The sequence below is a fragment of the Methylomicrobium sp. Wu6 genome, assembly GCF_035916875.1.
In the GTDB taxonomy this organism is placed as follows: Bacteria; Pseudomonadota; Gammaproteobacteria; order Methylococcales; family Methylomonadaceae; genus Methylomicrobium.
Window position 1 is genome coordinate 1 of record NZ_JAXUHN010000054.1, and the last position, 11,242, is coordinate 11,242.

Here is an 11,242-nt window from a genome sequence, read left to right on the forward strand (position 1 = left end):
GCAGTTGACCTGATGGTGGGGACAAGTGAATAGCAACAAGTTCATTGGCATTTCTTGAGCTCTCTAAGTCATTGATTTGCTATTCACAGGTTGCAAACGAACTTCTCGCGAAGCACTTAATACAGATTAAAGACTACAGCGAAGTCACCCGGACATAGGCTTTAAGTTTAGACCAAATATGATTGGGCAGGATGATTCGTAATGATGTTGAAGCTTATTAGGCTGTACGGGTTAATCTATCTATTTGTGTCCATTAGCACCGCCGACAAGCGCCGATTTATCCCGTTAAGCACAAGATAGAAACAAAAAAGCCCCGGATGGACATGCGTCCAACCGGGGCTTCGAGCTTAAAGCAAAAAGGCTTTAAAGGCGGGGTGATTACATCATGCCGCCCATGCCGCCCATACCACCCATGCCGCCCATGCCGCCCATGTCCGGCACGCCGCCGGCTTTGTTGTCGGCAGGGGAGTCAGCGATCATCACTTCGGTGGTCAGCATTAGGCCTGCCACAGATGCCGCGTTTTGCAGCGCGGTGCGGGTCACTTTCGCCGGGTCCAGAATACCCATTTCGATCATGTCGCCGTATTGGCCGGTGGCCGCGTTGTAACCGAAGCTGCCCGAACCTTTTTTGACTTCGTTGAAGACGACGGATGGCTCGTCGCCAGCGTTCGAAACGATTTGTCGCAGAGGCTCTTCGATCGCGCGGCGCAGAATGTTCACGCCGACGGTTTGGTCGTGGTTGATGCCTTGCAGATTTTCCAACGCGGAAATCGCACGCACCAGCGCGGTACCTCCGCCGGCGACGACGCCTTCTTCAACCGCAGCACGGGTTGAATGCAGCGCGTCTTCGACGCGGGCTTTCTTTTCCTTCATTTCGATTTCGGTTGCCGCGCCGACTTTGATCACCGCAACGCCGCCAGCCAGTTTCGCCAGGCGTTCTTGCAGTTTTTCCTTGTCATAATCGGAGGTTGCGTCATCGGCTTGCGCGCGGATTTGCGCGACACGGCCTTTGATCTTGTCTTCGGAACCGGCGCCGTCAATGAGGGTGGTATTATCTTTGGTTACCAGGACTTTCTTCGCGGTGCCCAGCTGCGATAGTTCCGCTTTTTCGAGCGACAGACCGACTTCTTCTGCGATTACGGTGCCGCCGGTCAAAACCGCGATGTCTTCGAGCATCGCTTTACGGCGGTCGCCGAAGCCAGGGGCTTTAACCGCAGCAACTTTGACGATGCCGCGGATCGTGTTTACGACCAGAGTCGCCAGCGCTTCGCCTTCGACGTCTTCGGCAATGATCAGCAACGGACGGCCGGATTTTGCGACCGCTTCCAGGACCGGCAGCATTTCGCGGATATTAGAGATTTTCTTTTCATAAATCAGAATCAGAGGATCGTCCAGTTCGACGCTCATGCTGTCTTGTTTGTTGATGAAGTACGGAGACAGGTAACCGCGGTCGAATTGCATCCCTTCTACGACATCCAGTTGGTTATCCAGGCCTGAACCTTCTTCAACGGTAATTACGCCTTCCTTGCCGACTTTTTCCATCGCTTCGGCGATGATGTTACCGACGGATTCATCTGAGTTGGCGGAGATCGTGCCGACTTGCGCGATTGCTTTGTTGTCGGTGCATGGGGTGGCGGAGGCCACGATCGCTTCAACCGCTTTGGTCACGGCCAGATCGATGCCGCGCTTCAGATCCATCGGATTCATGCCCGCGGCAACCGCTTTCAAGCCTTCGTTGACGATCGATTGCGCCAGAACGGTTGCGGTGGTGGTGCCGTCTCCGGCGACATCGGAAGTATGAGATGCGACTTCCTTGACCATTTGTGCGCCCATATTTTCGAATTTGTCTTTCAATTCGATTTCTTTTGCAACGGATACGCCGTCTTTAGTGATGGTCGGCGCGCCGAAACTCTTGTCCAGGATCGCGTTGCGGCCTTTAGGACCCAAAGTCACTTTTACTGCGTTTGCCAAAATATTAACGCCTTTTGCCATACGGCTACGTGCGTCATCACCAAAATATACGTCTTTTGCTGCCATTTTAATTCCTGACTGATGTGTTAAATGATTATGATAATGTTACGGGGAGGCTTAGCCTAATACACCCATAATGTCGTCTTCACGCATCACGATAAGTTCCTCGCCGTCAATCTTGACTTCGTTGCCGGAATATTTGCCGAACAACACCTTGTCGCCGACCTTGACTTCCAGCCGGCGAATGTCGCCGTTTTCAAGCTGTTTGCCGGTGCCGACCGCCAGAATGACGCCTTGGCTGGGTTTTTCGGCGGCTGAACCGGGCAGCACGATGCCGCCTGCGGTTTTGGTTTCTTCCTCAACGCGTTTGACTATCACTCTGTCGTGTAACGGACGTATTTTCATCAATCTCTCCTAAAAAAATTAAAGGTTAAAAATTTATTAGCACTCGCGTTTAATGAGTGCTAATAATAAACAGGTTTTGCAGTCTGTCAAGTTCTTTGGCATCATCCCCGCTACCTTAGCCGATTCATATGACTCATGAATGACAACCAACTCTTACGCTACAGCCGTCAAATCATGCTGCCGCAGATCGATGTCGAAGGCCAGCAGCTTTTGCTTGCCGCCAAGGTGCTGGTCATCGGCGCCGGGGGGCTCGGTTCGCCCGCTTCGATTTATCTAGCCGCGGCCGGCATCGGCAATCTGACGATTTTCGATGATGACGATGTCGATTTATCCAATTTGCAGAGACAGATTGCTCACTACACCGACGATATAGGGATTGCGAAAGTTATTTCAACCCGGCAAACCTTGAACCGTTTGAATCCAGATGTAACCGTTCGGGCGGTCAAGCAACGGCTTAGCGGCGCGGAGCTTGCGGACGAAGTCGAAGCCGCCGATGTGGTTCTCGACTGCAGCGACAATTTCGCGACCCGATTTGCAATCAATCGGGCCTGCGTCCAACACGCAACGCCGTTGGTCTCGGGCGCGGCGATCCGCTTCGAGGGTCAGGTTTCTGTGTTTACGCCGGGCCGGGGAGACAGCCCTTGTTACAACTGCCTGTACCGGATGGACGGCGAGGAACCGCTCAATTGTGCAACGAACGGTGTTGTGGCGCCTATTACTGGCATTATTGGCGCGATTCAGGCGATGGAAGCGATCAAGCTGATCATCGGCATCGGCGAGGCATTGACGGGGCGCTTGTTGCTTCTGGACGGATTGACGATGGAGTTTAATACGATGAAATTGAGAAAAAACGCGAAATGCCCTGTCTGCGGTGTGGAGGGTTAAAGGGATGGCAAGCGCAAACCCGCCAGGTTTTCAAAGCCTGACGGGTTTAATTCTCAAGATTGCGTGCCTCTATCGAATAGGTCGTAAACAATGGCGATTGCTATTTGCTTCCGGCAAAGCCTTTGATCATGCCGATGACTTTTTCGGCGAAATCGTTGATCGCCGAAGGACTGTCGCCATGCGGTTCGGTTTCTCCGAAAGGTTTGCCATTGACCTGTGTAAATTTGTATATGAAATAGCCGAGCGGTGCGAAAGCCCCGGCGGCGATTATTAGCATCACCACAAACAATTCTGTAACTTCACCCATAGTGCCTCCTCATGATTTTATAGTGTGTTATATTCGCTTTTAGGTGAAATTTGATCATACTCTTTTTCCGGATGAAAAAACACCTGTAAAAATGTGACAATTGCGCGTTCTCTGCGCGGATGGGCGATTTTCCGTAAATGTCTGATCGGCAATTGAAATATGCGGTGTTATATTTTTCGTGCGCCTTGTCAATGACTTAAAAAAACACACAATTCGCCTTCGAGAACAAAGCAGAACAAGAGGCGAAGCCGGCGCTGGCAAAATGTTGCGTTAGCCCGGAGATCATCGTATACTTCGGCTTGGCTTACTTGATCAAGCTGGCATAAACACAATAACTTCTGGAGGTTACTACTATGAAATGGGAAACACCAAGCTACACGGACCTGCGTTTCGGTTTCGAAGTCACCATGTATATCTACAACCGTTAATCAGCACTTCGGTCTGGTTAGAAAAAAGGGGATCGCAAGATCCCCTTTTTTTTGCCTGATAAATCCGATTCCCTTATAGTATGCGGTATTTTTCGGTCACAGCAGGATAGTTTCGTCTCATGAAGATCAGAGTTCTCGGCGCCGGCGCCGGCGGCGGTTTTCCGCAATGGAATTGCAATTGCAACAACTGCCGCAGGATTCGCCGCGGCGAAATGAACGGCAAGGCCCGCACCCAGTCATCGATCGCTGTCAGCACCGATAGTCGTAACTGGCTGCTGATCAATGCCTCGCCCGATATTCGCGCACAACTGGAAGCGTTTCCGGCGATTCAGCCGAGAGAGGGCATACGCGATACCGGCATCCAGGCGATTTTGCTGATCGACAGCCAGATCGACCATACGACCGGCCTCTTGATGCTCAGGGAAGGCAAGCCGCTCGACATCTATTGCAGCGAGATGGTCCGGCAGGATTTGACCACCGGCTTTCCGGTATTCAACATGCTTTCGCACTACTGCACGGTCAATCATCATCCGGTGCCGACCGATGGCGGCAGTTTCACGATTCCGGGCATCGACGACCTGCGCTTTTACACGCAGGCGCTGAAAAGCAAGGCGCCGCCGTATTCGCCGCACCGCCACGATCCGCATGACGGCGACAATATCGGCCTGATCGTCGAGCAGATTTCGACCGGCAAGAAGCTGTTCTATTCGCCGGGGCTCGGCGAGATCGAACCGCATGTGCTGGCGGCGATGCAGGCGGCCGACTGCCTGATGGTCGACGGCACCTTCTGGACCGACGACGAAATGTGCGCTCAACAAATCAGCCAGAAGCGGGCGCGGCAGATCGGCCACTTGCCGCAATCGGGCGAGGGCGGCATGATCGAGGTGCTGAAAGGCGTCGGCAAGGCGCGCAAGATTCTGATCCATATCAACAATACCAATCCGATCCTGGACGAGGATTCGGCCGAGCGCAAGATCCTCGATGCGAACGGCATCGAAGTCGCCTACGACGGATTGGAAATCGATTTATAACGGAGACCCCATGAACCAGAACGAAAATCAGCCCTGGAGCCGGCAGGAATTTGAAGCCCAGTTGCGCGGCATGGAGAAGTATTATCACATTCATCATCCGTATCACATCCTGATGAATGAAGGCAAGTTGACCAAGGAGCAGATTCAGGGCTGGGTCGCGAACCGCTATTACTATCAGGTCAGCATTCCGTTGAAGGATGCGAACATCCTGGCCAATTGCCCGGATCGCGAGACCCGCGCGAAGTGGATTCAGCGCATCCTCGACCATGACGGCCATCCGGGCGATCCCGGCGGCATCGAGGCCTGGATACAACTCGGCATCGCGGTCGGTCTGAGCCGCGAGGAAATCACTTCCGAGAAATATGTGTTGCCGGGCGTGCGATTCGCGGTCGACGCCTATGTCAATTTCGCGCGCCGCGCCGAATGGCACGAGGCGGCCAGTTCGTCATTGACCGAATTGTTCGCGCCGAAGATCCATCAGCAGCGCCTCGACAACTGGCCGGAGCATTATCCCTGGGTCGAGCAGGAAGGCTACATCTATTTCCGCAAGCGCCTGACCGAAGCCCGCCGCGATGTCGAGCACGGCCTCGAGATCACTCTGGACTGGTATAAGACCCGCGAGCAGCAGGAGCGGATGGTCAAGATTCTGCAATTCAAGCTGGATGTGTTGTGGACAATGGCCGATGCGATGTATATGGCTTATGTTCACAAGATGCCGCCGTATTTCAATATAGGCGCATAAAGGGGCGCATTAGCTGTGAATGCGGGTTTGAGATGCTCGTACATTTTTTTATTATCCTTCAATTTGATAAACGCCGATCATCGCCTATCAATCGGACTATCGCAAGGTGCACGGCGTTGGACGGATGATTGACTCGCAGCTTTGCCGGTTGAACATGGCTCGGAAAGGTGAAATTAAGCCTTGCCATGAGAACTCGAGGTCACGACTGCGAGTTTTAAAATTTATGTGATAGAATAACCTACTTATATAGTCGGTTAAGTTGAGTTTGCGCTTTTGTGCTTAAAGTCTCATGTTGATGGTTATATAAAACTATTATTCTCAATTTTTTAGGTTTAAATGCATGAATTCTTTCAAAAATATCCTGGTTTCTTTGCTAATGGCGGCCGCCCTTTCTAGCGTGTCAACAGCCGCATTTTCCAAACCAGCCGGCGAAGAAGCGGTAAAGTCTGCCCTTGAAGGCACCATTTCCAGCCTTGAGCAAGCCGTGAGTTTGCTGGAACAAGGCGGAGATAGCGAGGCCATCAATAAAGCCATCGGCAAGGCGCGCCAACAACAAAAAGAGTTTCGTTTCGAGGTAACCGAGCGTCAACGTGAAAAAACCGTTAAACAATTAGTTAACGCCCAATCCGATTTTAAGAGCGGCAATGTCCAGCCGGCGGAACAAGCTTTAAGAGGTGCGTTAGCTTCTTTTCAAGAAATGAAAGCAATCTACGACAAAACGCATTAAATAGCTGCCTTGGCAGCGAGGCTGGTACCCGCCGGCACATTGAATGTGAGTTAGTGCGGATTGAATCCCATCAGGAACCGAATAGGTCAGCTTTTCGGAAAGGTGACCGTAAAGTAGGTTCCTGAACCCGGTTCGGAATCGACGGTCACTTTGCCGCGCATCGCCAGCGTGACCATGTTGTTCACGATCGCAAGACCTAAACCGGTGCCACCTCGGCTCCGACCGGTCGTAAAAAACGGCTCAAATATTTTAGCGATATGTTCGCTGTCTATACCCGCGCCATGATCGCGGACCGTCAGCATGAATATGGGTTCATTTTGCTGTTGATCGAACCCGTCGGTCACGGCGATTTCGACTTTGCCGCCATGTCCCTCAGGATAAGCATAGCGTTCGATATTTTGTAAAAAATTCAGCAGGATTTGTCTCAAATAACCCGGGTAGCCGCGCCAATTCGCGTTTTTCTGAATGCCGGAAACATCGACCGCAATATCGAGTTTGGCCTGCCGGGCGCTAAGTTTGAAAAGATCGACTGCGTCTTGTACGACTTCTGGCAAGTTGACCGTTTCCTGTTGCTCAACCATCTGATCGACCGCGATTTTTTTAAAGTTTTCGACCAGCCGATGTGCATTGTTGACATGTTTGATCATCAAAGCGGAGGAATCCAAAATGTCCTGCAGCAATTCTTCGTCTTCCGAGTCTGTTTTAAATAAGGCTTGAATCTTTGTCCGAGACAGGCGGTTCTGAATCACGCTGAGTGCCGTGCGCACGATGCCCAAAGGCGTATTGATTTCGTGCGCGACGCCAGCTACGGCCTGAGTCAAGGTGCGATGGCGATCCAATGCGGCCTCCGCCTGCATGGCCTGGCTGATCAGGTTCATTTCCTGGTCGCGTAGCCGGTTCTTCTCCAGGCTGGCGCCGATGCGGGCTTTTAATAAGGTCGAATTGAAAGGCTTGGGTAGATAGTCTTCCGCGCCCAATTCGATGCCTTTGATCACCTGGCACATTTCAGTACAGGCCGATATCAAAATGATCGGAATTGGCCGGCGTGTATTATCGGCCTTGAGCCTTGTCAGGACGGTAATGCCGTCCATTCCAGGCATGATTACATCGAGCAGGATCAGGTCGAACGCTTCGTCGGCAAGACGCGCCAAGGCACTGACACCGTTATCGGCGGTTTCTATCCGGTAACCCTGGCATTGTAAGAGCCGCGATAAAAGCTCCCGATTGTGTCGGTCATCGTCAACCACCAGAATACGTTCGTTGCCGTTTTTGTTCACCAAGGCGGTTTCAGGGATCGCGCCGGTGGCTGTTGGAGGTAAACTGCATTCGTTGCAGGTCGCATTGGCAAGAGGCGCACAGGAGAAAATGTCTTCGAGGCGTTGCGCCATGCCTTGTGCTGCGCATCTTATGACGCCGAGATCGTCGCATTGTTGTTGCCGGCCTTCGTTGCTGGCATCTTCGGCAAGCAACTCGGCATATCCGGTGATCTGGTTTAAGGCATTGAGCAAGTCATGGCGAATGTTTGGGTCGATCATCGTAGTCTGTTTCCTCATGTCACAAACAGTCGAATTTTGGTAAGGAGCCGCGTCAGGTCGATCGGTTTTGTATCGTAATCGTCACAGCCGGCATCCAGGGCCTTTTGCCGGTCTTCACCCATGGCATGTGCGGTCAACGCGATGATCGGAATGTCGCGGGTTACTGGTTCGGACTTGATCAGCGATGCAGCCTGCCAGCCGTCCATCACCGGCAGACTCATGTCCATCAGGATCAAATCGGGTAAAAGCGATCGGGCAAACTGTACGCTTTCCTCACCATTGACTGCAATCAGGACCTCGTAGCCTTTCTTAATTAGCCGCCTCGACAGCATGTCGCGGTTCAACTCGTTGTCTTCTACTAGCAGGATTTTGGGCATTTTTTGTCCTTAATAACACAAAGTCAGCGGCAGCCTGACCACAAACAGCGATCCTCTGCCGGGTTCACTGTCGATCGCGATCGTGCCGCCCATCATTTCACAAAATTTCTTCGTGATAGTTAGGCCCAAGCCTGTGCCACCGTATTTGCGCGTGGTCGAGTTGTCGGCTTGGGTAAACGCAGCAAAAACCTTGCCAACCTGGTCCTGGCTCATACCGATGCCGGTATCGCGCACCGCGAACACGATCCAGTTGTTTTCTGGCTCGGCGTCCACCGCAACGCTAAAATTGATTTCGCCCGCATGCGTGAATTTGCCGGCATTGCTGAGCAGATTCAATAGGATTTGTCTTAATTTGACAGAATCGGTTGTGATGGCCGGCACGTTTTCGGGGCAGTCGATGCAAAATGTGTTTGCGTTTTTATCGATGATCGGTCGCACGGTATTGGTCACCTCCTCAATCACCGAAAGTAAATGGACCTCTTCAAGGCACAACTCCATCTTGCCAGCTTCGATCTTGGACAAATCGAGGATTTCGTTGATGATGGCCAGCAAATGCACCGCCGAGGAATGAATTTTCAACAAATCACCGATAGATTGATTTTGTCCCGATTCTTTGGCTTCCTCGAGCAGCATCTCGCTGTAGCCGATGATCGCATTCATCGGTGTTCGTAGTTCGTGTGACATATTGGCCAGAAAGGCACTTTTGGCGCTGTTCGCTTCTTCGGCGACCGCCCGCGCCTTTTGCGCTTCAGCGATCGCTTTGGACAATTCGATTTCGGTTTGCTTGAGTTCGGTGATGTCGGTCCGGATCGCGACAGTACCGGTATTCCATACACGCCTTTCGCTGACCCGCATCCACCGGTCGCCCTTGAAATGCTCGATAAAGTTTTCCCGCGGTGTGCGGTGCCGCGCCATCCGTTCGGCCAGCCACTCTTCCTCGCAGCCGTCAGCGTCGAGAATCATCTTGGCCTGGGCAGCTCCGCGCATGATCGTTTCAAAAGACATGCCCGGTAGGATCGGTACGCCGAAGTTCATAATTTCGCGATAGCGCTGATTGCATTCGACCAGGCGGTCTTCCATGTCGAACAGGCAAAAACCGTCAGGGATGCTTTCTATGGCTTCCCGCATGCGAAAGCGGCTGACTGCTTCATCAATTGTTGCTTGCTGAATCCGGCTGTCGACGATCGTGATGAAAATCGCCAGTGAGGCAATCAATACAGAGGTGAATGACACCCAGAAAACGAGTGCGGCAGTATTTAAAGAGCTTTGTGCCCAGACTGGCGAGGTATCGCCGGCAAAAAAATAGGTTGCCGCCATACCCGAATAATGCATGCCTGAAACAGCAAAGCCCATCACCATGGCAGCGCCGATTTTAGTCCATATCGCGCCGGAGCCTTTTTTATTGCGCCCCATTATAAAGTCGATTGTCAACGCAACACCCGATAGCACCACGGCTGTCAGCACGGAAAGCGCTACCAGCTTGGGTTCGAACAACATGATTAAGCGGTGGGAGATGCCTTGCATGGCGGCCATGCCGATATAATGCATCGCGCCGATGCCGAACCCCATTAGCACGCTGGCCAAGATGATTAATTTGCTGATTTTAGAACGGCTGATGACTTCCAGCATCACGTAGCTGGATAATATGACCGGTGCGGTGGACAAGATCGTGATGGATATGTCATAGCTCACCGCAATCGGCAACTTAAGCGCTAGCATCGCGATGAAATGCATCGCCCAAACACCGCCGCCCATCGTCAATGAGCCGGCCAGCAGCCAGACTCGACGTTTATTGCCGGAATCGGCGGCGCGGATGCGCCCCGCGACGCTGAGAGCCGCATAAGACGCCAGACTGACGATCGCGATCGACAGTGCGACCAGACCTGCGTCGTAATGGGCTTCCAGTGCCAGGCTCAAGTCTCTGCCGTCGTAGAAATAATGGTTCATCGCGGCTTAGGCGGATGTTGTTACACAAATTGACTAAAGATCCGCTCGGCTCTGCCGCCAAATCATCGCGAGTTGTCTGACAAAGCCATGCATCAGGCTCACGATCAATTCGGGCGGGCTAAAACGGCTTTTAAACAAAAACGCAACCTTTGCCTGGGAAGGGCTGCCACGTACTTCGATCAGCCAGTAACCTTGATCATCCCGAATATAGCGGTCGCCCGCGGGATTCAGCGGCACGCCTTCCTCAGCGCCAAGCCGCTCCATCAATAGCATGCCACGGTCCGCATCGATTTCATCGGCAAACAGTACCTGGCCGTCAACGATCAGCCAGCGCGGCGTTTCGGCCTGTTCAGGACTGAGGCCGCCAATCGGCGAAAGTGTATAAAGTAGCTTTCTTTGTGATCCCGCAGCCTCGACCAGATTGTTCGACAATTCGATGGTCGCCAGTGCCATGCCGTAGGCGAGATATTGGCGGATGCTGCTTTTAATCAACGAATACAGCTTGTCTTCGGTTGCTTCGACCTTCGTGAAATAGCCGTTAATATCGTAGCGATCGATAACCTCGCGTTCCGGTGCGATACCCGGCTGGCCGGTGCGGATATAGATTTGGGTTAGTTTATTGCCAAGGTTGTTGCGGATAAAATCGCAGAGTTCAAGCCCTGCTCGTTCGGTTTCCATTACCACATCGAGCATGGCGACAGCTAAAGAACAGCCAACTTCAACGTCGTCATTGATCAGCCAAATCGCTTCCTGTTTACTGCACGCGGTATAAATTTTTAGCGGCAAGCCATAGACTTCGAAATTTTTCATCGCCAGCTTTGAAATCGCCAGCACATCGGGTTCATCGTCGACTAACAAAACCGGCCAGTGTTTGAAAAACATGACGG

The 11,242-nt window shown here is 52.3% G+C and carries 12 protein-coding genes; 5 read left to right on the forward strand and 7 right to left on the reverse strand.

What is annotated here, in order from left to right; translation table 11 throughout:
- Window positions 1–378: 378 nt before the first annotated feature.
- Together groL and groES are read right to left on the reverse strand one after the other, a co-directional pair.
- A complete protein-coding gene (gene groL, locus U2W12_RS05125) occupies window positions 379–2,037 on the reverse strand; it encodes a chaperonin GroEL (protein WP_326499592.1) in 1,659 nt (552 codons plus the stop codon).
- Between the two features lie 51 nt (window positions 2,038–2,088).
- Entirely contained in the window at window positions 2,089–2,376 is a 288-nt protein-coding gene (groES, locus tag U2W12_RS05130) for a co-chaperone GroES (protein ID WP_326499593.1), read from the reverse strand.
- 135 nt (window positions 2,377–2,511) lie between these two features.
- On the opposite strand from groES, the gene U2W12_RS05135 reads away from it, so the two are divergent.
- Window positions 2,512–3,261 carry a molybdopterin-synthase adenylyltransferase MoeB gene (locus U2W12_RS05135; RefSeq protein ID WP_326499594.1) on the forward strand — a complete coding sequence of 250 codons (750 nt, stop codon included), beginning with the start codon at window positions 2,512–2,514 and terminating at the stop codon, window positions 3,259–3,261.
- Between the two features lie 100 nt (window positions 3,262–3,361).
- Here the strand turns inward: U2W12_RS05135 and U2W12_RS05140 are convergent, their stop codons facing one another.
- Complete coding sequence (locus tag U2W12_RS05140) at window positions 3,362–3,568, reverse strand: hypothetical protein (RefSeq protein WP_326499595.1); 207 nt, start codon at window positions 3,566–3,568, stop codon at window positions 3,362–3,364.
- A 353-nt stretch (window positions 3,569–3,921) separates the two neighbouring features.
- Here U2W12_RS05140 and pqqA point away from each other — a divergent pair, with 353 nt between their 5' ends.
- From pqqA to U2W12_RS05160, 4 genes are all read left to right on the forward strand, one after another.
- Complete coding sequence (gene pqqA / locus U2W12_RS05145) at window positions 3,922–3,996, forward strand: pyrroloquinoline quinone precursor peptide PqqA (protein WP_006892363.1); 75 nt, start codon at window positions 3,922–3,924, stop codon at window positions 3,994–3,996.
- 119 nt (window positions 3,997–4,115) lie between these two features.
- Window positions 4,116–5,027 carry a pyrroloquinoline quinone biosynthesis protein PqqB gene (pqqB, locus tag U2W12_RS05150; RefSeq protein ID WP_326499596.1) on the forward strand — a complete coding sequence of 304 codons (912 nt, stop codon included), beginning with the start codon at window positions 4,116–4,118 and terminating at the stop codon, window positions 5,025–5,027.
- A gap of 10 nt (window positions 5,028–5,037) precedes the next feature.
- Entirely contained in the window at window positions 5,038–5,769 is a 732-nt protein-coding gene (gene pqqC, locus U2W12_RS05155; RefSeq protein ID WP_326499597.1) for a pyrroloquinoline-quinone synthase PqqC, read from the forward strand.
- Window positions 5,770–6,109: 340 nt separating this feature from the next.
- Window positions 6,110–6,496, forward strand: coding sequence for a hypothetical protein (locus U2W12_RS05160; RefSeq protein WP_326499598.1), 387 nt, complete (start codon window positions 6,110–6,112; stop codon window positions 6,494–6,496).
- Window positions 6,497–6,582: 86 nt separating this feature from the next.
- On the opposite strand, the gene U2W12_RS05165 is transcribed toward U2W12_RS05160, so the two are convergent.
- Genes U2W12_RS05165 through U2W12_RS05180 form a run of 4 tightly spaced genes read right to left on the reverse strand, consistent with a single transcriptional unit; the run spans window position 6,583 to window position 11,237 of the window.
- A complete protein-coding gene (locus tag U2W12_RS05165; RefSeq protein ID WP_326499599.1) occupies window positions 6,583–8,031 on the reverse strand; it encodes a response regulator in 1,449 nt (482 codons plus the stop codon).
- A 14-nt stretch (window positions 8,032–8,045) separates the two neighbouring features.
- Window positions 8,046–8,408, reverse strand: coding sequence for a response regulator (locus U2W12_RS05170; protein WP_326499600.1), 363 nt, complete (start codon window positions 8,406–8,408; stop codon window positions 8,046–8,048).
- Between the two features lie 9 nt (window positions 8,409–8,417).
- Window positions 8,418–10,355, reverse strand: coding sequence for an MHYT domain-containing protein (locus tag U2W12_RS05175; protein WP_326499601.1), 1,938 nt, complete (start codon window positions 10,353–10,355; stop codon window positions 8,418–8,420).
- Between the two features lie 33 nt (window positions 10,356–10,388).
- Entirely contained in the window at window positions 10,389–11,237 is an 849-nt protein-coding gene (locus U2W12_RS05180) for a response regulator receiver protein (protein ID WP_326499602.1), read from the reverse strand.
- Window positions 11,238–11,242: the final 5 nt, after the last annotated feature.

Coding starts and splice junctions, on each gene's coding strand:
- U2W12_RS05140 (WP_326499595.1), bottom strand. CDS start 3,568: ATGGGTGAAGTTACAGAATTGTTTGTGGTGATGCTAATAATCGCCGCC.
- U2W12_RS05170 (WP_326499600.1), bottom strand. CDS start 8,408: ATGCCCAAAATCCTGCTAGTAGAAGACAACGAGTTGAACCGCGACATG.
- groL (WP_326499592.1), bottom strand. CDS start 2,037: ATGGCAGCAAAAGACGTATATTTTGGTGATGACGCACGTAGCCGTATG.
- groES (WP_326499593.1), bottom strand. CDS start 2,376: ATGAAAATACGTCCGTTACACGACAGAGTGATAGTCAAACGCGTTGAG.
- U2W12_RS05160 (WP_326499598.1), top strand. CDS start 6,110: ATGAATTCTTTCAAAAATATCCTGGTTTCTTTGCTAATGGCGGCCGCC.
- U2W12_RS05175 (WP_326499601.1), bottom strand. CDS start 10,355: ATGAACCATTATTTCTACGACGGCAGAGACTTGAGCCTGGCACTGGAA.
- U2W12_RS05135 (WP_326499594.1), top strand. CDS start 2,512: ATGAATGACAACCAACTCTTACGCTACAGCCGTCAAATCATGCTGCCG.
- pqqB (WP_326499596.1), top strand. CDS start 4,116: ATGAAGATCAGAGTTCTCGGCGCCGGCGCCGGCGGCGGTTTTCCGCAA.
- pqqC (WP_326499597.1), top strand. CDS start 5,038: ATGAACCAGAACGAAAATCAGCCCTGGAGCCGGCAGGAATTTGAAGCC.
- U2W12_RS05180 (WP_326499602.1), bottom strand. CDS start 11,237: ATGTTTTTCAAACACTGGCCGGTTTTGTTAGTCGACGATGAACCCGAT.
- U2W12_RS05165 (WP_326499599.1), bottom strand. CDS start 8,031: ATGATCGACCCAAACATTCGCCATGACTTGCTCAATGCCTTAAACCAG.